The sequence below is a fragment of the Pseudomonas sp. NUPR-001 genome (assembly GCF_052147955.1).
In the GTDB taxonomy this organism is placed as follows: Bacteria; Pseudomonadota; Gammaproteobacteria; order Pseudomonadales; family Pseudomonadaceae; genus Aquipseudomonas.
The window spans coordinates 5135803-5156878 of record NZ_CP197353.1 but is presented as its reverse complement, the minus strand read 5'-3'; the positions used below and the strand labels follow the sequence as shown (position 1 = coordinate 5156878).

Below are 21076 nucleotides of genomic sequence, written 5' to 3'. Positions count from 1 at the left end.
TCAGTGCCCCAGCTGGCGTGGCTGCCAGTCCTTGACCACCAGGGTCACGTCGATATTTTGCCCGTGCAGCTTCAGGCGTTCCGGCAGCCAGTAGCCGTTCTGCTCGATGTAGCTCAGGTACTGCACGTCCCAGCCGTCCTGTTTGAGGCTGGCCAGGCGGCTGTCGCCGTCCAGGGTCAGCTGGCTTTTGCTTTCGGGCGCCGGCAGGCCGCGTACCCACCAGACCAGGTGCGATACCGGCAATTCCCAGCCCAGTTGTTCTTCCAGCAGTGCCTCAGGGTTCTTCGCTTCGAAACGACCCTGATTGGCAACTTCCAGCACAACGCCGCCGGGGCGCCCGGTCAGGCGTGCGGCGCCACGGCCCAGCGGGCCGGCCAGGCGAATGTCGTAATAGTCCTGGCGTTGCAGCCAGAACAGGGTGCCGCTGCCGGAGTCTTTTGGCGCGCGGATGCCGACTTTGCCGTTGATCTGCCAGCCATCGAGGCTGCTCAGTTGTTGTTTGTGCTCACGCCACAGCTGCGGGTTGCCCTGGCCCTGAAGGGCTTCACGGGAACCAAAGCCGGCACAACCGGCAAGCAGGGCGATCAGGGTGAAGGTGATGCAGTGGCGCAAAAACATAGGCTTAAAGAGTCTCGGATCCGGTCAGGCGCAATACGGTGTTGCGCAGGATGGGGCTGTCAGGCTGGGCCTCGATGGCTTTGGCCCAGACCTGGCGGGCTTCGCGGCGCTTGCCGTTGGCCCACAGTACTTCGCCCAGATGAGCGGCAACTTCGTGGTCGGGGAAACGTTCCAGGGCCTGGCGCAGCAGGCGCTCGGCTTCATCCAGATTGCCCATGCGGAAGTTCACCCAGCCCAGGCTGTCGAGCACGGCGGGGTCGTCCGGGTTGATCTGGTGGGCTCTCTCGATCAGTTCTTTGGCTTCGGCGTAACGTGTGGTGCGATCGGCCAGGGTGTAACCCAGGGCGTTGAGGGCCATGGCGTTTTCCGGCTCGCGGGCAATGATGCTGCGCAGGTCTTTTTCCATCTGCGCCAGATCATTGCGCTTTTCCGCCAGCATGGCGCGGGTGTACAGCAGGTTGTTGTCGTCGGGGTATTGCTTCAAAGCCTGCTCCAGCACCTGCGAGGCCTGCGCGTCTTTTTCGTTGTTGCCCAGGGCTTCGGCTTCAATCAGGTACAACTGAATGGCGTAGTCCGGCTGGGTGTCGCGGGCCAGTGCCAGGCGTCGCGAGGCTTCGCTGCTGCGGCCATTGGCCACGAGGATATCGGCCTGGCGCAATTGCGCTGGCAGGTAGTCATTGCCCGGGCCGACCAGGGCGTACTCATCCAGTGCTGCTTGCGGCTGGTTGCGCTCTTCATGGATGCGCCCCAGGTTCAGGTGCGCCGCATCGACGTGGGTGTCACGCTCGATGAGTTCCTGCAGGTAGCCGGTCGCTTCGTCCCAGTGCTTGGTTTCCAGGCAGATCAAGGCCAGGGAGTAGCGCAGTTCATCGTCATCCGGGTACTGCTCAAGCAGGGTCGTGAACTCGACTTTGGCCTCTTCCAGGCGATCCTGCTCGACCAGGGTGCGGGCGTAGGTCAGGCGCAGGCGTTTGTCGTCCGGGTACTGGCGGATGGTTTTTTGCAACAGCGGCAGGGCTTCTTCGCCCCGTCCGACACTTTGCAGCAGGCGCGCACGCAGCAGAACCGGGGCAATTTCGCCTTCTTCAGGCGGATGCTCTTCCAGTAGCGCCAGCGCCGCGTTGGCGTTGCCATCCTGTTGCAGCAGCAGGGCTTTGCCGAACACCAGTTGGCCGTTGTTCGGGTATTTCTGCAGCAGTCGATCGAAGCTCTTCTGCAAGCCGTCGCGGGTGTCCTGGTCGGTTTCGGCAGCCGACAGGGCGAGGAAGTCGAAATGCGTGTCGCCCTTACCCTGCAGCACCTTCTCCATATAAGTCATCGACTCATCGTAGCGCCCACCGCGTGCCAGCTGGATGGCTGCAGCGCGCTGCGCATCGAGATTGTCCGGATCGTTTTTCGCCCAGATCAGTGCGGTATCCAGCGCCGGTTGGTCGGCGCCCAGGTACTCGGCAATGCGGTAAGCACGCTCGGACACGCCAGCATCCTGGGTTTTGATGGCCTCGTTGACGTAGTTGTCCAGGGCGATGTCGAAACGGTTGCGCTGGCCGGCCAGTTCAGCGCTCAACAGGTTGAATACGGTGTCCTGGCTGAACGATCCATAGACCACAGGCTTTTCCGGCTGCTTTTGCGCGGCATCGAGGGCAGGCGTCTGGGCATCCGTTGAGTCGGGGGCCAAGGTCTGGCAGCCCTGGAGCAGGGCCAAGGCAAGGAGCAATGCGTAGGATCTATTCATAATCAGGATTTGGGCGGCTTACCAGCGGTCGGATCATCATGACACAAGCGCCGGGGCAAACCCATAAGCGAAGGTCTCGGTAGAGGTAGACTATAGAGACAATAGCGAGCGGTGGTTGTTCTGAAACCTGTGAAGTAGGACAATTATCGGCTTCTCGTCACAATCAGCGATCTTGCATGGCCTTTCTTGCCCTCGGTATCAACCATAAGACTGCCTCGGTAGACGTACGCGAGCGCGTGGCGTTTACCCCAGAGCAGCTGGTGGACGCCTTGCAGCAGCTCTGCCGGCTGACCGCCAGCCGCGAGGCTGCGATCCTTTCGACCTGTAACCGCAGTGAACTCTATATAGAGCAGGACCACCTGGCCGCCGAGTCGATTCTGCGCTGGCTGGCTGAATACCATCAGCTGAGCCTGGATGAACTGCGCGCCAGTGCCTATATCCACGAAGACCATGACGCGGTGCGGCACATGATGCGCGTGGCCTCGGGGCTCGACTCGCTGGTGCTGGGCGAACCACAGATTCTCGGGCAGATGAAGTCGGCCTACGCTGTAGCGCGTGAAGCCGGCACCATTGGTCCGTTGCTCGGCCGTCTGTTCCAGGCCACCTTCAGTGCGGCCAAGCAGGTACGCACCGACACCGCCATCGGTGAAAACCCGGTGTCGGTAGCCTTTGCTGCGGTCAGCCTGGCCAAGCAGATCTTCAGCGACCTGGGGCGGAGCCAGGCGTTGCTGATCGGCGCCGGTGAAACCATTACCCTGGTGGCGCGCCACCTGCACGAGCAGGGCGTTCGGCGTATCGTGGTTGCCAACCGTACCCTGGAGCGGGCCAGTACCCTGGCCGAACAGTTTGGCGCGCACGCTGTGTTGCTGGCAGATATCCCGCAAGAACTGGTCAACAGCGATATCGTTATCAGCTCAACGGCCAGCCAATTGCCGATCCTCGGTAAAGGTGCAGTGGAAAGTGCGTTGAAGCTGCGTCGACACAAGCCGATTTTCATGGTCGATATCGCCGTACCGCGCGACATCGAGCCCGAAGTCGGCGAGCTGGACGACGTTTACCTGTATACCGTCGACGACCTGCACGATGTGGTTGCTGAAAACCTCAAGAGTCGCCAGGGTGCGGCCCAGGCGGCCGAAGAGCTAGTGTCGGTAGGCGCCGAAGATTTCATGCAGCGCCTGCGTGAACTGGCTGCGGTCGATGTGCTCAAGGCCTACCGTCAGCAGAGCGAACGCCTGCGCGACGAAGAATTGCAAAAGGCCCAGCGCTTGCTGGCCAATGGTAATAGCGCCGAAGAGGTGCTGGTACAACTGGCGCGCGGGCTGACCAACAAATTGCTCCATGCACCCAGTGTGCAACTGAAAAAGCTCTCTGCCGAAGGCCGCCTCGATGCGCTGGCCATGGCTCAGGAACTCTTTGCCCTCAATGAGGGTTCGACGGATAAAACCCCGCAATGAAAGCGTCGCTGCTCAATAAGCTGGACACCCTCCAGGACCGATTCGAGGAATTGACTGCCCTTTTGGGGGATGCCGAAGTCATTTCCGACCAGACCCGTTTTCGCGCCTATTCCCGTGAATATGCCGAAGTCGAGCCCGTTGCTGCCGCCTACGCCCAGTGGCGCAAAGTGCAAGACGACCTGGCAGGGGCTCAGGCTCTGCTCAAAGACAGCGACCCTGACCTGCGGGAAATGGCCGTAGAGGAAGTGCGCGAAGCCAAAGAACAGCTGGCCGAAATGGAGAACCAGCTGCAGCGCATGCTGCTGCCCAAGGATCCCAACGACGGGCGCAACGTGTTCCTGGAAATCCGCGCCGGTACCGGTGGCGACGAGGCGGCGATCTTCTCCGGCGACCTGTTCCGCATGTACTCGCGCTACGCCGAGCGCCGCGGCTGGCGCCTGGAAATCCTCTCGGAAAACGAGGGTGAGCACGGCGGCTACAAGGAAATCATCGCCCGCGTCGAGGGTGATCATGTGTATGGCAAGCTGAAGTTCGAGTCGGGTGCCCACCGCGTCCAGCGTGTGCCGGAAACCGAATCCCAGGGCCGTATCCATACCTCGGCCTGTACCGTGGCGGTACTGCCCGAGCCTGACGAGCAAGTGGCGATCGAGATCAACCCGGCCGACTTGCGTGTCGATACCTACCGCGCCTCCGGCGCTGGTGGTCAGCACGTCAACAAAACCGATTCGGCGATCCGCATCACCCACTTGCCAACCGGCATCGTCGTCGAGTGCCAGGAAGAACGCTCCCAGCACAAAAACCGCGCCCGGGCGATGTCCTGGCTGTCGGCCAAGCTCAACGACATGCAAACCAGCGCGGCACAGAATGCAATGGCCAGCGAGCGCAAGCTGCTGGTGGGGTCGGGTGATCGCTCCGAGCGGATCCGTACCTACAACTATCCACAAGGGCGGGTAACCGATCACCGTATCAACCTGACCCTGTATTGCCTGGATGATGTACTGGCCGGTGGTGTTGACGCGGTGATCGAGCCGCTGCTGGCCGAGTATCAGGCTGACCAACTGGCTGCACTGGGTGAGTAAATGACGATTATCGCCAGCCTGCTCCGCGCCGCGGAGCTACCGGATTCGCCTACCGCGCGCCTGGATGTGGAGCTGCTCCTGGCCGCTGCCATTGGCAAGTCGCGCAGTTATCTGCATACCTGGCCTGAGCGGATCGTCAGCAGCGAAGCGGCGCTGACTTTCGCCGAGTACCTGCAGCGGCGCCGTAGCGGCGAGCCAGTGGCGTACATTTTGGGTCAGCAAGGCTTCTGGAACCTTGACCTGGAAGTGGCGCCGCATACCCTGATTCCGCGCCCGGACACCGAGTTGCTGGTTGAAACAGCCTTGGAATTGTTACCGCCGAACCCGGCCCGTGTGCTGGATCTGGGCACCGGTACCGGGGCGATCGCCCTGGCACTGGCCAGTGAGCGGCCGCAGTGGCAGGTGATGGCCGTGGATCGCGTGCTTGAGGCGGTGGCACTGGCCGAGCGCAATCGCCAGCGCTTGCAGTTGAATAACGTTCAAGTGCGTAGCAGCCACTGGTTCGACTCGGTCAAGGGCGAACGCTACGAACTGATCATCAGTAATCCGCCGTACATTGCCGCCGAAGATCCGCATCTGGTTGCCGGCGATGTGCGCTTCGAACCGAGCAGCGCGCTGGTGGCCGGTGCCGATGGCCTCGATGATTTGCGCACGATCATCAATCAGGCTCCTGCGCACCTGCAGCCCGGCGGTTGGTTGCTGCTCGAACATGGTTACGATCAGGCCGAAGCGGTACGCGCACTGCTGGTACAGAGCAATTTCGAGCAGGTCGAAAGCCGTGTCGATCTGGGTGGTCATCAACGTATCAGCCTGGGACGCCTGCCGTGCTAAGTGATCAGGAGCTGTTGCGCTATAGCCGGCAGATCCTGCTGGCTCAGATCGATATCGACGGCCAGTTGCGGCTCAAAGACAGCCGTGTATTGATCGTCGGTCTCGGTGGCCTGGGCTCGCCGGTTGCCTTGTACCTGGCGGCGGCAGGGGTCGGCGAGCTGCATCTGGCCGACTTCGATACGGTTGACCTGACCAACTTGCAGCGCCAGGTATTGCACGACACCGCATCGGTTGGCATGAGCAAAGTGGATTCCGCGTTGGCTCGCCTGCAGGCGATCAACCCTGAAGTGCGCTTGCTGGCCCACCGCAGCGCCCTGGATGAAGACTCCCTTGCTGCTGCCGTGCAGGCGGTGGATGTGGTGCTCGACTGTACCGACAATTTCGTCACCCGCGAGGCGGTCAATGCCGCTTGCGTGGCGCAGGGCAAGCCATTGGTCAGTGGTGCGGCGATTCGTCTGGAAGGGCAGCTGTCAGTCTTCGATCCGCGTCGCCCGCAAAGCCCGTGCTATCACTGCCTGTATGGTCATGGCAGCGATGCTGAGCTGACCTGCAGTGAAGCCGGCGTTGTAGGCCCGTTGGTAGGCCTGGTGGGTAGTTTGCAGGCACTCGAAGCGCTCAAGTTGTTGGCCGGTTTCGGTGAGCCACTGGTGGGGCGATTGCTGTTGATCGACGCCCTCGGCACGCGTTTTCGTGAACTGCGCGTCAAGCGTGACCCAGGCTGCGGTGTATGTGGCGGGCGCGATGACTGATCGCGCAGCAGCGCCAATCGGCGTTTTCGACTCCGGGGTCGGCGGCTTGTCGGTACTGGCCGAAATCCAGCGCTTGCTACCCAATGAAACGCTGCTGTACGTCGCCGACTGTGGGCACATCCCCTACGGCGAGAAAACGCCGGAGTTTATCCGCCAGCGTTGCCGCCTGGTTGCCGAGTTTTTCCGTGAACAAGGCGCCAAGGCGATGGTGCTGGCGTGCAATACCGCAACCGTCGCGGCGGTGGCCGACCTGCGCGAACAATACCCGGACTGGCCCCTGGTCGGCATGGAGCCTGCGGTAAAACCTGCTGCGGCGGCAACCCGCAGCGGCGTGGTTGGCGTACTCGCGACCACCGGTACATTGCAGAGCGCCAAATTTGCCGCGTTGCTTGATCGGTTTGCCAACGATGTCAATGTGGTGACCCAGCCCTGCCCGGGGCTGGTCGAGTGCATCGAGGCCGGTGATCTGAACAGCCCGACCCTGCGAGCATTGCTGGCGGGGTATGTGAAGCCGCTGCTGGAGGCGGGCTGTGACACCTTGATTCTGGGCTGCACGCATTATCCCTTCCTCAAGCCGCTGTTGGCACACATGGTGCCGCCCTCGATCGCCATCATCGATACCGGAGCCGCCGTCGCCCGTCAGCTGCAACGGCTTTTGGCAGAGCGGTACTTGCTGGCTGATGGCCCGGCGCGAGAAGCACAGTTCTGGACCAGTGCCAGCCCTGATCACTTGCGAAAGATACTTCCAATGTTGTGGAATAAATCTGACAGTGTGCGAAGCTTCACTGTGTAAGCAGTGCACTAAGCACCCACATTCTGTTGAACTAACAGCGTTGCGCCGATTTCTATAATTCTGTCCAACGAGGCAGAAGAACCGACATTAGCATTAGGAAAAAAAGGACGTTTCTCATGAAGAAACTGCTTTGTTTGGCTGCAGTTGCAGCCGTGACCCTGGGGCAATCTTTCACAACGCAAGCGGCAGATGTTTCATTTTCTGTTGGGCAAACCGGTGATTCGACCATGACCTATCGCTTGGGTTTGCAATCGAATTGGGATGCCAGTTGGTGGCAAACTAGCGTGGGTCGAGTGACCGGTTATTGGGATGCGGGCTACACCTATTGGGACGGTGATGAGACGGCAAGTAACCACAGCCTGTCTTTTGCGCCGGTGTTCGTTTACGAGTTTGCCGGAGAGTCGGTAAAACCCTATATCGAAGCCGGTATTGGGGTCGCGGCATTTTCAAGCACTGAGCTTGAAAACAATGATTTGGGATCGTCTTTCCAGTTCGAAGACCGAATTGGTTTCGGTTTGCGCTTCGCCGGTGGGCATGAAGTTGGCGTGCGCGCCATCCATTACTCCAACGGCGGACTGCAAACGCCTAACGACGGTGCAGAAAGTTACGCCATTCATTACCGCATGCCGTTGTAAGCCTGTCCGGCCCTGTCGTGATTGCAGGGCCGGTTAATTACCTGGGGAGCGGCCAGAGCGTGCTCAGGTGCATGGCTTCAAGCAGTAGGTGGGTTTGGCGATCAGACAGGTGATCGAGGATCACTTCTGCTGCGGTGTGTGCGCTCCAGTACTCTAATATCACCGTTTCCTGCGCATGCGAATCGTCCAATCGCTGTGGTTTGACAATGGTCAAATCGATCGCGTGCTCGGCAAGCATCGTGCGCTGCTCTTCGAACAGCTGCATCAAACTGTTTTGCGCAGTTTCCGGCTCGTTGGGTTTGAGCAACTGCAGCGATGAATAGCGACTAAGCACGCCAACTATTTGAGGTGAACTACCGCGCTGCAAGAGCGGTACGGCAGCTGTCAGACAATGGCGGGAGGCATCAAGGTTAGTGCGGGCAATGCCTTCAAATATAGCGTTTGCCGATGTATCGGGTGACAGGTAGTCGCAAGCCCCGGCATTGATTATCAGACAATCGAGTGCGCCCCAGCGTTCCGCAATCTGCCTGGCCGCTAGATCTGCTTGAGCGGGATCAGTCAGATCGCCCTCAAACAATACCAATCTGGGTCGGTACTGCTGGTGCAAACTGTGAAGCGCGTCACAATTCCGGCCGCTGGCTATGACCAGTGCGTCCTGCTCCAGCAGTTGTTCGACAAATGCCAGCCCCAAGCCGCTGCTAGCCCCGGTAATCCATATGCGTTTGCCGGTGAATATGTTCAAGTGGCGAATCCTTAAGCTGCCGCGAGGACAAATTCTTAAAAGCAGTCAATGCACGTTGGCGACTGCTGCCGAGGTCCACAATTGGGTGTGGATAATTACTTGTAGCAAAAAGATCTCCACTCAGCATAGGACTGTGGATATTTTTTTCGTCGAGCTCGGCCAACTCGGGTAGCCAGGTTTTGATAAAACGGCCTTGGCTGTCGAATCGCCGGGATTGGCTTACCGGGTTGAAAATCCTGAAATAGGGCACGGCATCGGTGCCGGTAGAGGCGCTCCACTGCCAACCGCCGTTGTTGGCCGCCAGGTCGCCATCAATCAGGTGACGCATGAAAAAACGCTCGCCTTCACGCCAATCGATCAACAGGTTCTTGGTCAGGAACATCGCCACGACCATCCGCAAGCGGTTATGCATCCAGCCCGTGGCAAGCAGTTGGCGCATCGCCGCGTCGATGATTGGGATGCCGGTGCGACCTTCTTGCCAGGCCTTCAACTCGTCGGGGGCATGGCGCCAGGGCAGGGCTTCGGTCTCCTGGCGGAAGGCGCGGTGCCGGGACACGCGTGGGTAGCCGCTGAGAATGTGCTTGTAGAACTCTCGCCAGAGCAATTCGTTGATCCAGGTGACCAAACCGACGTTGCCGCTATCGAATTCTCCCTGGTTGTGCGCCAGGGCTCGGTGCAGACACTGGCGAGGCGAGATCACACCTGCCGCGAGATAGGCGGAGAGCTGGCTAGTGCCGGGGCAGCCAGGAATGTCACGTTGCTGCTGGTAGTCGTCCACGGCTTCATCGATAAAGCGCTGCAGGCGTTCATGAGCTTCGTCTTCACCGGCGGGCCAGAGCTGGCGCAGGCCGTCAGGGGGCGGGGCGAATCCGGTTACCTGGCTGGGCACCTCGTCACTGCGGATTGCCAGCGGTGCCTGGGGCGCTGGTGTGCGTTGCAGGCGCGGCAGGCTCAGGTGCAGGCGCTCGTAGCACACCTTGCGAAACTGGCTGAACACCTGGAAATAGCCACCGCTGCGGGTCAGGATGCTGCCAGGCTTGAACAACAACTGGTCCAGATGGCGATGCACGGCTATGCCTGCTTGTGACAGCGCATCGCTGACGGCTTGATCGCGGCGACTTTCGTTGACGCCGTATTCTTCGTTCAGGTGCAGAGCGTGTACCTGATGTTCGCTGCAGATCTGCATCAGGACTGCGGGCGCCTGCTCCCAGGTGTCGGCCTCGCGGATCAACAACGGTATGTTCAGTGCAGCAAGCTGCACGCTGAGGGCCTTCAGGTTACGTAACCAGAAATCGACTTTGCACGGGGCGTCATCGTGGCTGCGCCACTGTTGCGCACTCACCAGCCAGACAGCCAGGGTTGGCCCCTGCTCGCAGGCAGCCGCCAGTGCGGTGTTGTCGTGTACGCGCAAGTCGCTGCGCAACCAGATCAGTTGCATGGTGTTCCCCAATCAAAAAACGGCAAGGGTCATGGCAGTCGCGCTTGCAACAGGCGCAAACGCTGCAGGCCGTTAAGCACGTCAACAGGGCTATCGAACAGGTGCAGATCAGGGTCTGAGCCCGCTTGAAGAGCGTCCCGGTGAATGCTGATGGCGTTGCCACTCAGGAGTTTTGGAATATCGACGCTGGCCAGGCTACGTTGCAGCTGGCGCAGGTTGACGGTTTGGCCAAGGCACAGCAGCAAGGCCCGTGGTTGCAGGCGTGCCACGGCGATCGCCAGTTCATTGGCCGGGGGTACCCAGTCCAGCACGTGCACCTGGCAGCCGGCATCGCTCACCAGCCAGGCGCAGAGCCACAAGTGCGGGTCGAAGGCCAGGTGTGTGCCGTTCACCAGCAGCAGCGGTGAGCCGCTGAGTTGATGGTTGTTGTGGTAAACCCTGGCGCCCAGCTTGCTGCGCAGCCACGAATAGAAAAACACTTGTTCAAGGCGTGCCGCGAACTGTTGCTGCCAACGCAGTTCCAGGGCGCTCAGCAACGGCAGCAACAGCTGTTCACACAGTGTGGTGGCGGGGTAAAGCGCCATCGCCTGGTTAAGTTTTTGCTCAAGGCGGGGTTCGGCGAGGTTTGCGATGGCTTCGATCATCTGCTGGCGCAGCAGTGACCATTCGTTGTCTGGCGCTGGCGGGGCTTCGCTGGGGGCGCTGTCGAGCAGGTCTTTGACCTGGCCCACCGCAACGCCGAGGTTCAGCCAGTGCAGGATGTTGCGAATGCGCTGAACATCTTCGTGGCTGTACAGCCGGTGGCCCTTGCCGCTGCGCTGCGGGACGATCAGGCCATAGCGCCGCTCCCAGGCACGCAGGGTGACCGGATTGACGCCGGTCTGCTGGGTAACCTCACGAATCGGCAACAGCTGCTCAGATTGCATTGCGCAGGCTCAGGCTTTCCGGATGCGGTTGCAGGTAGACCTGTTGCAGCAGGTACGCATCCGGGTGGCTGCGCAAATGGTGTTTGAGCAGGGTCAGGGGGACCACCAGCGGCACGATACCGGCGTGGTACTGGTTGATCAGCTGACGCATCTCTTGCCGGTCTTCGCAGCTCAGTGCATCGCGCAGGTAGCCACTCAGGTGCAGCAGAACATTGCTGTGATTACCGCGGCTGGCGCAGCGCCGCAACGCCGCCATGAGTTGGCTGAAGTAGCGCGGACCCAGCACCTGCGGGTCGTCGTCGCGGGTCATGCTGCCCAGCAGTTTGCCCAGGACTTTGTACTGCTGCGGGTTGTTGGCCATCAATTGGTATTTGTAGCGGGCATGAAAGGCGATCAACGCGCCACGGCTGAGCCCTTGCGCCAGCAGCTGTTGCCAGTCGGCGTAGGCGTAGACCCGACCGATGAAATTTTCCCGCAGTACCGGGTCGCACAGGCGTCCTTCTTCTTCGACCGGCAAGTCGGGGCGTTGCTGGCAAAAGGCTGCAGCGTACAGGCCCCGGCCGCCCTCATGAGTGGGACTGCCGTTGGATCTGTAGACCTTGACCCGCTCCAGCCCGCACGAGGGGGATTTCTGCATGAAGATGTAGCCGCTGATGTCTGTGAGGTCGGCAGCCATTTGCTGTCCATAGGCACGTAGCGGGCCGGAGAGGTCGAGCGCCGGGTCATGCGTGCCCACGGCATGCGGGGCAGCGGGATCGCCGATCAAGCGGATCGGCGCGCGAGGCACCCCGAGGCCGATGGCGACTTCTGGGCATACCGGGACGAAATCGACGTGTTGACTGAGTAGCGCGTTGCACAGGCGAGAGGCCTTATGCCCGCCGTTGTAGCGTACTTCGGCACCGAGCAGGCAGGCACTGACAGCGATTCTGGGCTTGCGAATGGCGGGGGAGGAATCCATGGCGAGCTCCAAATAATCTTGTACAAAGAAAATAGATGTACATGACTATCATAAGAGGCATCTTGTACAAGTCAATAAACTTGTACAGGACTAGGCCGCTAGAAACCGAAAGCTGCGCTCACTCCAGGTGTTCGAGCAACCGCCGCGCCGCTTCCTGGCCGCTGAGCCAGGCGCCTTCGACGCGTCCGGACAGGCACCAGTCGCCGCAGGCATAGAGGCCCAGGTCGGCATCGGCCAAGGCGCCCCATTCATGGTTGCTGGCCGGACGGGCGTACAGCCAGCGATGGGCGAGGGAGAAGGTCGGTGCCGGCACGACGCAGCCGACCAGTTCGGCAAAGTCCCCCCAGAGCTGTTCGATCACCGCCTCTTTGCTCAGATCGATGTGCTGTTTGCTCCAGCTGGAGGTGGCATGCAGTACCCAGGTGTCCATGTGTTCGTCACGCCCGGGCTTGCTGCGGTTGCACGCCAGCCAGTCGAGCGAGCTGTCTTGCACAAAGCAGCCCTGCATGGGGGTATCCAGCGGTGTATCGAAGGCCAGGGCGATGGCCCAGGTGGGGTCCATCTGCACGCTCGCAGCGGTTGCCGCAAGCTTGGGGGTCGCGGCCAGCAACTGCGTGGCCTGCGGCGCAGGCACCGCGACGATGACCCGGCTGTAGGGGCCATGGCTGCAGCCATCGGTGTCCTGGAGGTGCCAGTAGTGTTTGCCACGAAACACTTCGGCGATCCGGCAGGTGAAATTGACGGTCAGGTCTTTGAGCAAGCCACGGGTAATCGCGCTCATGCGTGGCACGCCGACCCAGCGGGTTTGTTCGTCCGGCGATGGGCTCAACACACCGTTCTGGTAGTTGTAGAGCTGCGGCTTCCACTCGGCGACCCAGCCGGCCGCGACCCATTGCTGGACCTGGTCGACAAAACGCCGGTCGCGGGCAGTGAAGTATTGCGCGCCCAGATCCAGGGCGCCGGCATCGCTGCGCTTACTGGCCATGCGACCACCGCTGCCGTGTCCTTTGTCGAACAAATGCACGGCCTGCCCGGCTTTTTGCAACGCCTGGGCTGCTGACAGGCCGGCAATGCCGGCCCCGATGATCGCGATAGGTACAGTCATGATGGCCTCTTCGAACCTGGCTGGTTACAGACTACGCTGTCGGTCAAACCTGTACAACTTATTAGATGCGTATAAGATGCTTCCGTTAGCTGCTGTAGGTTGACCTATGTTTATCCGAGAGCGTGCGGTCAAAAAAGTGCCTTGATCTTAAAAATAGACCAGGGTGCGCCATGTGAGGACACAGCCATGCATATATTGCTGACCGGCGGTACGGGTTTGATAGGTCAACAACTTTGCCAGCATTGGTTGAAGCAGGGGCACCGTCTGACGGTCTGGAGTCGGCGCCCTGAGCAGGTGGGGAAATTGTGTGGGACGGGTGTTCGCGGTATCGCCCGCCTTGACGCATTGGGCGAGGATGAACCGGTCGATGCGGTGATCAATCTCGCGGGCGCACCGATTGCTGATCGCCCCTGGACGAGTCGGCGCCGTGCCGTGCTGTGGGGTAGCCGCATCACCCTCACCGAACAGTTGCTGGCATGGCTTGAGCGTCGTCAGCAGCGCCCTGAAGTGCTGATCTCCGGTTCTGCGGTTGGCTGGTACGGTGACGGAGGCGAGCGCGAATTGACCGAAGCCTCGCAACCGGTGAAAGAGGACTTTGCCAGCCAGTTGTGCATTGCCTGGGAGGAAACCGCCCAGCAGGCACAAGCCTTGGGGGTGCGTGTGGTGCTGGTGCGTACGGGGTTGGTGCTTTCCAGTGAGGGCGGCTTTTTGTCGCGCCTGCGTTTACCGTTCAAGTTGGGGCTGGGCGGGCCGATCGGCGATGGCCGGCAGTGGATGCCATGGGTTCATATAGATGACCAGATCGCCTTGATTGATTTTCTCTTGCAGCACAAGGACGCCAGCGGTCCTTATAATGCCTGCGCCCCTGAGCCGGTGCGCAATAGCGAGTTTGCCAAGCGTCTGGGGCGCGCCCTGCACCGTCCTGCACTCATGCCGCTGCCGGCATTGGTGCTCAAGACCGGGTTGGGCGAGCTGTCTACGCTGCTGCTGGGTGGCCAGCGGGCACGGCCGGTGCGCTTGCTTGCTGCGGGTTTCACTTTCCGTTTCAATGATTTGCAATCGGCGCTGGATGACTTGTCCAGGCGCCTCTGAACTAGGACGTTGCATGACCGATCACGCTCTGCTGCTGGTCAACCTGGGTTCGCCGGCTTCCACTTCGGTGGCCGATGTACGCCGTTACCTGAATCAGTTTCTGATGGATCCTTACGTTATCGACCTGCCTTGGCCGGTGCGCCGCCTGCTGGTTTCGCTGATTCTGATCAAGCGTCCCGAGCAGTCGGCCCATGCTTACGCCTCGATCTGGTGGGATGAAGGCTCGCCGCTGGTGGTGCTGACTCGGCGTTTGCAGGCGGCCATGCGTGAGCATTGGCAACACGGGCCGGTGGAAATCGCCATGCGCTATGGTGAGCCGTCATTGCCGACCGTGCTGCAGCGTCTGGCCGCACAGGGTGTGCGTAAAGTTACCTTGGCACCGCTTTATCCACAGTTCGCCGATAGCACAGTGACTACCGTGGTCGAGCAAGCCAAACAGGTGCTGGCGCAGCAGCAATTGCCGCTGGAGTTGGCGGTGCTGCAGCCGTTTTATGACCGGCCGGAGTACATCGACGCCCTGGTGGAAAGTGCGCGGCCTTATCTCGAACAGGATTACGACCACCTGTTGCTGAGCTTCCATGGTTTGCCTGAGCGGCATCTGAAAAAACTCGACCCGACCGGGACCCATGATTTCCAGGCGCAAGACTGCTGCCGGGATTCCTCGCCCGAGATGCTTGCCGTGTGCTATCGCGGCCAATGCTTGCGCACAGCCCAGGCGTTCGCGAAAAAAATGGGCATCCCTGATGGCAAGTGGTCGGTGTCGTTCCAGTCGCGCCTTGGACGGGCGAAATGGATCGAGCCCTACACTGAAACCCGTCTGGACGAGCTGGGGCAGTCAGGTGTGAAAAAGCTCATGGTGATGTGCCCGGCGTTTGTTGCCGACTGCATCGAGACGCTGGAGGAAATCGGCGATCGCGGGCGCGAGCAGTTCGTGGCGGCAGGCGGGGAGGAGTTGGTGCTGGTGCCGTGCCTGAATGATCATCCGCAGTGGGTGCAGGCGTTGAAGGGTATGTGCGAGAAGATTTGAGAGGGTGATCGCGGGGCAAGCCCGCTCCCACAGTCCAGGTGGGAGCGGGCTTGCCCCGCGATACATTCAATCCTGAACCTTGTTCTTCCAGCCGTCGTTACCCGGCAACAGCAGGTTCAGTATGATCGCAACAATGGCACACAGCGCGATGCCTTTCAGGCCCCAGTCATCTGGGCCGGTACCGGTACCGACCAGCACACCGCCGATACCGAATACCAGCGTGACCGAGACAATCACCAGGTTGCGCGCTTCGCCCAGGTCAATCTTGTGGCGAATCATGGTGTTCATGCCTACCGCTGCGATCGAGCCGAATAGCAAGCACAGAATCCCGCCCATTACCGGCACCGGAATACTCTGCAGCAAAGCACCGAACTTGCCGATGAATGCCAGGGTAATGGCGAAAATCGCCGCCCAGGTCATGATCTTCGGGTTGTAGTTCTTGGTCAGCATCACCGCGCCGGTCACTTCCGCGTAGGTGGTGTTGGGCGGGCCACCGAACAGGCCGGCAGTGGTGGTGGCGATGCCATCACCCAGCAGCGTGCGGTGCAGGCCAGGCTTTTTCAGGTAATCCCGGCCCGTCACGCTGCCCACGGCGATTACGCCACCGATATGCTCGATAGCAGGTGCCAGGGCCACAGGCACGATGAACAGGATCGCTTGCCAGTTGAACGCCGGTGCCGTGAAATGCGGCAGGGCCAGCCATGGCGCAGCGGCGATCTTGGCGGTATCGACCACGCCAAAATAGAACGACAAGCCAAAGCCAACCAGCACGCCAGCGATGATCGGTACCAGGCGGAAGATGCCCTTGCCGAACACGGCGACGATCAGCGTGGTGAGCAGCGCCGGCATCGAGATCATCATCGCGGTGCCATAAGGCAGCAGCTCGGTGCCGTCACCGGCCTTGCCCATTGCCATGTTGGCGGCAATCGGTGCCATTGCCAGGCCGATCGAAATGATCACCGGGCCAATCACTACCGGTGGCAGCAGGCGGTCGATAAAACCGGTGCCTTTGATCTTCACGGCAAGGCCGAGGAAGGTGTAGACGAAGCCGGCAGCCATCACCCCGCCCATGGTCTCGGCCAGGCCGAACTGGCCTTTGGCGAGAATGATCGGGGTGATGAAGGCGAAACTCGAAGCAAGGAACACCGGAACCTGGCGGCCGGTGACGATCTGGAACAGCAGAGTTCCCAAGCCCGCGGTGAACAGCGCGACGTTCGGGTCGAGGCCGGTGATCAACGGCATCAGTACCAGCGCGCCGAAGGCTACAAAGAGCATCTGCGCGCCAGAGACGACCTGACGCCAAAGCGGGTCGTTGAACTCATCCTGCATGTTCAGGCGTCCTTCTGCTTGGTGCCGAAAATCTTGTCGCCGGCATCGCCCAGGCCCGGAATGATGTAGCCGTGTTCGTTCAGGCGCTCGTCAATCGACGCGGTATAGATCTGCACGTCCGGGTGCGCTTTCTCGACCACGGCAATACCTTCCGGCGCGGCAACCAGTACCATCGCGCGGATATCTTTGCAGCCGGCTTTCTTCAGCAGGTCGATAGTGGCGACCATCGAGCCGCCAGTGGCCAGCATCGGGTCGATGATCAACGCCAGACGTTCGTCGATTTCCGGTGCGAGTTTTTCCAGGTAGGTATGGGCTTCGAGGGTTTCCTCGTTGCGGGCAACACCCACAGCACTGACCTTGGCGCCAGGAATCAGGCTGAGCACACCGTCGAGCATGCCGATGCCGGCACGCAGAATCGGTACTACAGTAATTTTCTTACCGGCGATTTTCTCGACCTGGACCTTACCGCACCAGCCTTCGATCTCGTAAGTTTCGAGGGGCAGGTCTTTGGTGGCCTCGTAGGTCAGGAGCGTGCCGACTTCTTGGGCGAGTTCGCGGAAATTCTTGGTGCTGATATCAGCGCGGCGCATCAGGCCGAGCTTATGACGGATCAGCGGATGGCGGATCTCACGGGTAGGCATAGGGAAAGCTCCGGGGGCGGGCAAAAAAACCGCGGTAGATTAATCTATTCAGCCGTGTGTGTCCTATAGGCATTCTGGACGTTAGTCCATAAATGCTTGATCTGACGCCTGCGGATGCGTACCTTTGCCCGCTTTTCTTATTTGCAGCCCCCTGGAGAGCGCCATGTCCGCTGATCTCGAGCATATCCGTCAAGTCATGCGAGAGGCTGACTGCCTGTACAACGAAGCCGAAGTAGAGGCCGCCATCGCCCGTGTTGGCGCCCAGATCAGCGAAGTACTCGCCGACAGCAACCCGGTGGTGTTCTGTGTGATGAACGGTGGCCTGATTTTCGCGGGCAAGCTGCTCACTCACCTGCAGTTCCCGCTGGAGTCTTCCTACCTGCACGCTACCCGCTATCGCAATCAGACCAGCGGTGGCGATTTGTTCTGGAAAGCCAAGCCGGAAGTTTCGTTCATCGACCGTGATGTGCTGATCATTGACGACATCCTCGACGAAGGCCACACCCTCAGCGCGATCATCGACTTCTGCAAACATGCCGGTGCCCGTGCCGTGCACACTGCCGTGCTGATCGACAAAGACCATGATCGCAAGGCCAGCGCAGAGCTCAAGGCCGACTTCTGTGGCCTGAGCTGTGTTGACCGCTATGTATTCGGCTATGGCATGGACTACAAGGGCTACTGGCGCAACGCCAATGGCATCTACGCGGTCAAAGGGCTCTAATCCTATGCGCCAGCCCGGATTTCTCGACCAAGCGTTGTTTACCGAGCTGGCCAGCAAGGCAGCAGCCAACCCGCGCGGTCGCCAGCACCATAATTTCCATGACATGCAGGAGCCCTGTCACCGTATGGCGGTGGGGCTCCAGCCATCAACTTACATCCCGCCGCACCGGCACCTCTCGGCAGACAAGGCCGAGTGCCTGATCGTGCTGCGCGGAAAGCTTGGGTTGCTGATCTTTGATGAGTCTGGTGCGGTTATGGACAAGCGCGTGCTGGAAGCCGGGGGTGATTGCCTGGGGGTCGATCTGGCGCCAGGGACTTTTCATGGCCTGGTGGTGCTGGAAGCCGACAGCATGATGTTCGAATGCAAGTCTGGTCCTTATCGTCCGGTGGGTGAGGGTGAGCTGGCCAGTTGGGCGCCGCGTGAAGGCGAGCCTGGGGTGGCCGCCTATCAAGCCTGGATGCGCGCGCAGTTCTAGCCGCCGGTGGGAGCGGGCTTGCCACGCGATTGCGGTTCGCCTGTGACACTGCATCGCGGGGCAAGCCCGCTCCTACAACGTGCTACAGTGCCAGGCCGCCTTAAGGAGCCTGTCATGCGCGCAATCGTTCCCCTTCTTCTGCTGTTGAGCATGCCTTTGGCTGCTGCGCCCTTGCACAGCCAGTTCCTGCCCCCCGATGACCTGGCGCTGCGCCAAGAGGCTCACGAGGCCCAGCAGCTGCTTCAGGTTACCGATTACTCCGTGGTGGTGGGCAATCAGCGTCAGTCCAACCAGCAGCCGATTCCGGTGACATCACCGTTGCTCCTGCGCCTGAAAGGCAAGCCTCTGAGCAAAGGGGCGACGATCAGTCAGGTGGTGATCAGTTTCGATGCCGAGAGCAAGAGCCTGAAAAAGCCGGTGTACGATGACAAGCGCAAGGTCCTGAGCCTGAACTATCCAAGCAGCCAATACCCGGTCATTCTCGACCTGCTACGCAATAACACCGTGTACGTACAGTTCCTCAGCTACGCCAATGGTCATGTCTGGGCCGATCTGCATACCGGAACCGTACGCGCGCGTTGAGCGCCAGTGCTGGGCGAGGGTAAACTGCCCGCCCGTGAAAATGTCCGTGATGGTTCAGTTGGAGTCGGCAATGCGTAAAGACAAGAAGCAAGTGATTGGGGATGAGATCAGTGACGAGTACGTCAAATCCTTCCTGCAGTTCGAACCGGCGGATGCCACTTCACCTTCGCTGCACAAGCTGATCAAGGCCTACCGTGGCCTGCGCATCGATGACTTCGAGCGTTTTGTCGGTTTCTTCGTCGAAGCCGGGCTGGACGTTGACGGCAAAGACGAACACGGCAAGACCTTCGTCGATCAGATTCGCGATCAGCGCAACGCGGCCGAGTACATCGAGATCATCGACAAGGCACGTGGCTGATTTACAGCACGCATAAAAAAACGCCCCGAAGGGCGTTTTTTTATGCCGGCGCGTTACGCGTAGTGCTGCGCCGGGCTGTTTTCGACCAGGCCCAGGACCTCGTCGTTGTGTGCGCTGATCTTGTGATACAGCGCAGCGTCGGCGGCCAGGACCTTTTCCCGGGCTGGGAAGATTTCCTTGAGCTTGGCTGCCCAGGCACCCTTGGTTTGCTCGGGGAAGCAGCGCTCGATCAGCTCAAGCATGATCGATACCGTCACCGAAGCACCCGGGGAGGCGCCCAACAGCGCAGCCAGTGTGCCGTCTTTGGCCGCTACCAGTTCGGTACCGAACTGCAGGATGCCGCCTTTTTTCGGGTCTTTCTTGATGATCTGCACACGCTGACCAGCCACTTCCAGGCGCCAGTCCTCGGCTTTCGCTTCAGGGTAGAAGCGGCGCAGCGAGTCCAGACGTTGCTCCATCGACTGCATCACTTCGCTGACCAGGTACTTGGTCAGGTCCATGTTGTCGCGGGCTACGGCGAGCATCGGGCCAATGTTGCCCATGCGTACCGACAGCGGCAGGTCCATGAACGAGCCGTGCTTGAGGAACTTGGTGGTGAAGCCGGCGTACGGGCCGAACAACAGCGAGGTTTTGCCATCGACAACGCGGGTGTCCAGGTGCGGCACCGACATCGGTGGCGAGCCTACCGCAGCCTGGCTGTACACCTTGGCCTGGTGCTTCTTCACCACTTCAGGGTTGTCGCAGCGCAGCCACTGGCCGCTGACCGGGAAGCCGCCAAAGCCTTTGCTTTCTTCGATGCCCGATTGCTGCAGCAGCGGCAGTGCCGCGCCACCGGCGCCGAGGAACACGAAGCGAGCGTCGACTTCACGGCTGCTGCCGCTGTTGACGTCTTTGATGCTGACGGTCCAGCCGCTGCCGTTACGGCGCAGGCCGGTCACGCGCTTGCAGTACTTGACCTGGACATCCGGCGCGCTGGCCAGGTGCTTGAGCAACTTGTTGGTCAAGGCGCCGAAGTTAACGTCGGTGCCTTTCATGACGCGGGTGGCGGCGATTGTCTGGTCGGCAGGGCGACCCGGCATCATCAGCGGCATCCACTCGTTCATCACCGATTTGTCTTCGGTGTATTCCATTTCGGCGAAGGCATGGTGCTGCTTGAGCAGCTCGAAGCGCTTCTTCAGGAAGCTGACGCCCTTTTCGCCTTCGACGTAGCTCAGGTGTGGCACCGGGTTGATGAACGCCCGTGGCGAGCTGAACGCACCTTTTTTGCTCAGGTAGGCCCAGAACTGCCGGGACACCTCGAACTGGGTGTTGATGTGGACCGCTTTCTTGATGTCGATGCTGCCGTCGGCGGCCTGCGGCGTGTAGTTCAGTTCACACAGCCCGGCATGGCCGGTCCCGGCGTTGTTCCACGGGTTGGAACTTTCCGCGGCACCCGAATCCATCAACTCGACGACTTCCAGCTTGATTGCCGGGTCGAGTTCCTTGAGCAGTACGGCCAGGGTGGCACTCATGATGCCTGCCCCTACCAGTACTACATCGACTGCTTCGTTCTGCGCCATTAACGCGTCTCCAAAATCTACAGCACCAAATTGACAGCATAGGATCCCTGGCTTGGCCAGGATCGCCATGTCCGATATTTCGCAGTTTTTGCAACTTCAGCGGACACCGCCAACCGGGCTTTGCGTTGCCTATGAACGCATTTTACGGCCGGTGCGGCAATTCGACTTATGGTCAAGGTGTCCGTCGTGCGTTATGGACCGGCCTCAGGCACTCATCCTGGATGAGCACTGT

General features: G+C 60.4%; 22 protein-coding genes. 12 read left to right on the top strand and 10 right to left on the bottom strand.

The features are described from left to right. Both lolB and ACP6KB_RS23760 read right to left on the bottom strand, forming a co-directional pair. Positions 1-618 carry a lipoprotein insertase outer membrane protein LolB gene (gene lolB, locus ACP6KB_RS23765; protein ID WP_442109770.1) on the bottom strand — a complete coding sequence of 206 codons (618 nt, stop codon included), beginning with the start codon at positions 616-618 and terminating at the stop codon, positions 1-3. Between the two features lie 4 nt (positions 619-622). Continuing rightward, positions 623-2350 (bottom strand): tetratricopeptide repeat protein, encoded by a 1728-nt coding sequence (locus ACP6KB_RS23760; RefSeq protein WP_442109768.1) that lies wholly within the window; start codon positions 2348-2350, stop codon positions 623-625. Between the two features lie 176 nt (positions 2351-2526). Here ACP6KB_RS23760 and hemA point away from each other — a divergent pair, with 176 nt between their 5' ends. The 6 genes from hemA (at position 2527) to ACP6KB_RS23730 (ending at position 7891) form a co-directional block, all read left to right on the top strand. Further along, the gene (gene hemA / locus ACP6KB_RS23755; protein WP_442109766.1) at positions 2527-3804 is read left to right on the top strand and encodes a glutamyl-tRNA reductase; all 1278 of its coding nucleotides are present in this window, start codon (positions 2527-2529) and stop codon (positions 3802-3804) included. Further along, positions 3801-4883: a peptide chain release factor 1 gene (gene prfA, locus ACP6KB_RS23750; RefSeq protein ID WP_442109764.1), complete on the top strand. Its 1083-nt coding sequence runs from the start codon at positions 3801-3803 to the stop codon at positions 4881-4883. Before hemA ends, prfA begins: the two co-directional genes overlap by 4 nt. Next, the gene (gene prmC / locus ACP6KB_RS23745; RefSeq protein ID WP_442109763.1) at positions 4884-5714 is read left to right on the top strand and encodes a peptide chain release factor N(5)-glutamine methyltransferase; all 831 of its coding nucleotides are present in this window, start codon (positions 4884-4886) and stop codon (positions 5712-5714) included. Continuing rightward, a complete protein-coding gene (locus ACP6KB_RS23740) occupies positions 5708-6463 on the top strand; it encodes a molybdopterin-synthase adenylyltransferase MoeB (RefSeq protein WP_442109761.1) in 756 nt (251 codons plus the stop codon). The genes prmC and ACP6KB_RS23740 overlap by 7 nt, the downstream gene beginning before the upstream one ends. Beyond that, positions 6456-7256 carry a glutamate racemase gene (gene murI / locus ACP6KB_RS23735; RefSeq protein ID WP_442109759.1) on the top strand — a complete coding sequence of 267 codons (801 nt, stop codon included), beginning with the start codon at positions 6456-6458 and terminating at the stop codon, positions 7254-7256. The genes ACP6KB_RS23740 and murI overlap by 8 nt, the downstream gene beginning before the upstream one ends. Positions 7257-7372: 116 nt before the next feature. After that, a complete protein-coding gene (locus ACP6KB_RS23730; RefSeq protein ID WP_442109757.1) occupies positions 7373-7891 on the top strand; it encodes an acyloxyacyl hydrolase in 519 nt (172 codons plus the stop codon). 37 nt (positions 7892-7928) lie between these two features. Here ACP6KB_RS23730 and ACP6KB_RS23725 read toward each other — a convergent pair whose 3' ends face one another. The 5 genes from ACP6KB_RS23725 to ACP6KB_RS23705 all read right to left on the bottom strand — a co-directional run bounded on the left by ACP6KB_RS23725 (position 7929) and on the right by ACP6KB_RS23705 (position 13060). After that, entirely contained in the window at positions 7929-8633 is a 705-nt protein-coding gene (locus tag ACP6KB_RS23725) for an SDR family NAD(P)-dependent oxidoreductase (RefSeq protein WP_442109755.1), read from the bottom strand. Beyond that, positions 8590-10071 (bottom strand): deoxyribodipyrimidine photo-lyase, encoded by a 1482-nt coding sequence (gene phrB / locus ACP6KB_RS23720; protein ID WP_442109753.1) that lies wholly within the window; start codon positions 10069-10071, stop codon positions 8590-8592. The genes ACP6KB_RS23725 and phrB overlap by 44 nt, the downstream gene beginning before the upstream one ends. 29 nt (positions 10072-10100) lie before the next feature. Further along, a complete protein-coding gene (locus ACP6KB_RS23715) occupies positions 10101-10997 on the bottom strand; it encodes a MerR family transcriptional regulator (protein WP_442109751.1) in 897 nt (298 codons plus the stop codon). Beyond that, a complete protein-coding gene (locus ACP6KB_RS23710; RefSeq protein ID WP_442109749.1) occupies positions 10987-11955 on the bottom strand; it encodes a YbgA family protein in 969 nt (322 codons plus the stop codon). The genes ACP6KB_RS23715 and ACP6KB_RS23710 overlap by 11 nt, the downstream gene beginning before the upstream one ends. Before the next feature lie 118 nt (positions 11956-12073). Further along, positions 12074-13060: an NAD(P)/FAD-dependent oxidoreductase gene (locus ACP6KB_RS23705; protein WP_442109747.1), complete on the bottom strand. Its 987-nt coding sequence runs from the start codon at positions 13058-13060 to the stop codon at positions 12074-12076. A gap of 186 nt (positions 13061-13246) precedes the next feature. Between ACP6KB_RS23705 and ACP6KB_RS23700 the strand changes: the two genes are divergently transcribed. Together ACP6KB_RS23700 and hemH are read left to right on the top strand one after the other, a co-directional pair. Beyond that, positions 13247-14152 carry a TIGR01777 family oxidoreductase gene (locus tag ACP6KB_RS23700; RefSeq protein ID WP_442109745.1) on the top strand — a complete coding sequence of 302 codons (906 nt, stop codon included), beginning with the start codon at positions 13247-13249 and terminating at the stop codon, positions 14150-14152. 13 nt (positions 14153-14165) lie between these two features. Beyond that, the gene (gene hemH / locus ACP6KB_RS23695) at positions 14166-15179 is read left to right on the top strand and encodes a ferrochelatase (protein ID WP_442109743.1); all 1014 of its coding nucleotides are present in this window, start codon (positions 14166-14168) and stop codon (positions 15177-15179) included. Between the two features lie 66 nt (positions 15180-15245). Here hemH and ACP6KB_RS23690 read toward each other — a convergent pair whose 3' ends face one another. Continuing rightward, entirely contained in the window at positions 15246-16508 is a 1263-nt protein-coding gene (locus ACP6KB_RS23690) for a uracil-xanthine permease family protein (protein WP_442109741.1), read from the bottom strand. Between the two features lie 2 nt (positions 16509-16510). Next, a complete protein-coding gene (gene upp, locus ACP6KB_RS23685) occupies positions 16511-17149 on the bottom strand; it encodes a uracil phosphoribosyltransferase (RefSeq protein WP_403044306.1) in 639 nt (212 codons plus the stop codon). Positions 17150-17312: 163 nt separating this feature from the next. Between upp and ACP6KB_RS23680 the strand changes: the two genes are divergently transcribed. The 4 genes from ACP6KB_RS23680 to ACP6KB_RS23665 all read left to right on the top strand — a co-directional run bounded on the left by ACP6KB_RS23680 (position 17313) and on the right by ACP6KB_RS23665 (position 19285). Next, positions 17313-17870 (top strand): hypoxanthine-guanine phosphoribosyltransferase, encoded by a 558-nt coding sequence (locus ACP6KB_RS23680; RefSeq protein WP_442109739.1) that lies wholly within the window; start codon positions 17313-17315, stop codon positions 17868-17870. Between the two features lie 4 nt (positions 17871-17874). Further along, entirely contained in the window at positions 17875-18345 is a 471-nt protein-coding gene (locus tag ACP6KB_RS23675) for a WbuC family cupin fold metalloprotein (RefSeq protein ID WP_442109737.1), read from the top strand. Between the two features lie 114 nt (positions 18346-18459). After that, positions 18460-18927: a hypothetical protein gene (locus ACP6KB_RS23670; protein WP_442109735.1), complete on the top strand. Its 468-nt coding sequence runs from the start codon at positions 18460-18462 to the stop codon at positions 18925-18927. A 70-nt stretch (positions 18928-18997) separates the two neighbouring features. Next, on the top strand, positions 18998-19285 hold the full coding sequence (locus tag ACP6KB_RS23665) for a PA4642 family protein (protein ID WP_133212031.1): 288 nt from the start codon (positions 18998-19000) through the stop codon (positions 19283-19285). Positions 19286-19338: 53 nt separating this feature from the next. On the opposite strand, the gene mqo is transcribed toward ACP6KB_RS23665, so the two are convergent. Next, on the bottom strand, positions 19339-20844 hold the full coding sequence (mqo, locus tag ACP6KB_RS23660; protein ID WP_442109733.1) for a malate dehydrogenase (quinone): 1506 nt from the start codon (positions 20842-20844) through the stop codon (positions 19339-19341). Positions 20845-21076: the final 232 nt, after the last annotated feature.

Coding starts and splice junctions, on each gene's coding strand:
- ACP6KB_RS23715 (WP_442109751.1), bottom strand. CDS start 10,997: ATGCAATCTGAGCAGCTGTTGCCGATTCGTGAGGTTACCCAGCAGACC.
- mqo (WP_442109733.1), bottom strand. CDS start 20,844: ATGGCGCAGAACGAAGCAGTCGATGTAGTACTGGTAGGGGCAGGCATC.
- ACP6KB_RS23700 (WP_442109745.1), top strand. CDS start 13,247: ATGCATATATTGCTGACCGGCGGTACGGGTTTGATAGGTCAACAACTT.
- prfA (WP_442109764.1), top strand. CDS start 3,801: ATGAAAGCGTCGCTGCTCAATAAGCTGGACACCCTCCAGGACCGATTC.
- ACP6KB_RS23670 (WP_442109735.1), top strand. CDS start 18,460: ATGCGCGCAATCGTTCCCCTTCTTCTGCTGTTGAGCATGCCTTTGGCT.
- hemH (WP_442109743.1), top strand. CDS start 14,166: ATGACCGATCACGCTCTGCTGCTGGTCAACCTGGGTTCGCCGGCTTCC.
- hemA (WP_442109766.1), top strand. CDS start 2,527: ATGGCCTTTCTTGCCCTCGGTATCAACCATAAGACTGCCTCGGTAGAC.
- ACP6KB_RS23690 (WP_442109741.1), bottom strand. CDS start 16,508: ATGCAGGATGAGTTCAACGACCCGCTTTGGCGTCAGGTCGTCTCTGGC.
- ACP6KB_RS23730 (WP_442109757.1), top strand. CDS start 7,373: ATGAAGAAACTGCTTTGTTTGGCTGCAGTTGCAGCCGTGACCCTGGGG.
- phrB (WP_442109753.1), bottom strand. CDS start 10,071: ATGCAACTGATCTGGTTGCGCAGCGACTTGCGCGTACACGACAACACC.
- upp (WP_403044306.1), bottom strand. CDS start 17,149: ATGCCTACCCGTGAGATCCGCCATCCGCTGATCCGTCATAAGCTCGGC.
- ACP6KB_RS23680 (WP_442109739.1), top strand. CDS start 17,313: ATGTCCGCTGATCTCGAGCATATCCGTCAAGTCATGCGAGAGGCTGAC.
- ACP6KB_RS23710 (WP_442109749.1), bottom strand. CDS start 11,955: ATGGATTCCTCCCCCGCCATTCGCAAGCCCAGAATCGCTGTCAGTGCC.
- murI (WP_442109759.1), top strand. CDS start 6,456: ATGACTGATCGCGCAGCAGCGCCAATCGGCGTTTTCGACTCCGGGGTC.
- lolB (WP_442109770.1), bottom strand. CDS start 618: ATGTTTTTGCGCCACTGCATCACCTTCACCCTGATCGCCCTGCTTGCC.
- ACP6KB_RS23705 (WP_442109747.1), bottom strand. CDS start 13,060: ATGACTGTACCTATCGCGATCATCGGGGCCGGCATTGCCGGCCTGTCA.
- ACP6KB_RS23665 (WP_133212031.1), top strand. CDS start 18,998: ATGCGTAAAGACAAGAAGCAAGTGATTGGGGATGAGATCAGTGACGAG.
- prmC (WP_442109763.1), top strand. CDS start 4,884: ATGACGATTATCGCCAGCCTGCTCCGCGCCGCGGAGCTACCGGATTCG.
- ACP6KB_RS23760 (WP_442109768.1), bottom strand. CDS start 2,350: ATGAATAGATCCTACGCATTGCTCCTTGCCTTGGCCCTGCTCCAGGGC.
- ACP6KB_RS23675 (WP_442109737.1), top strand. CDS start 17,875: ATGCGCCAGCCCGGATTTCTCGACCAAGCGTTGTTTACCGAGCTGGCC.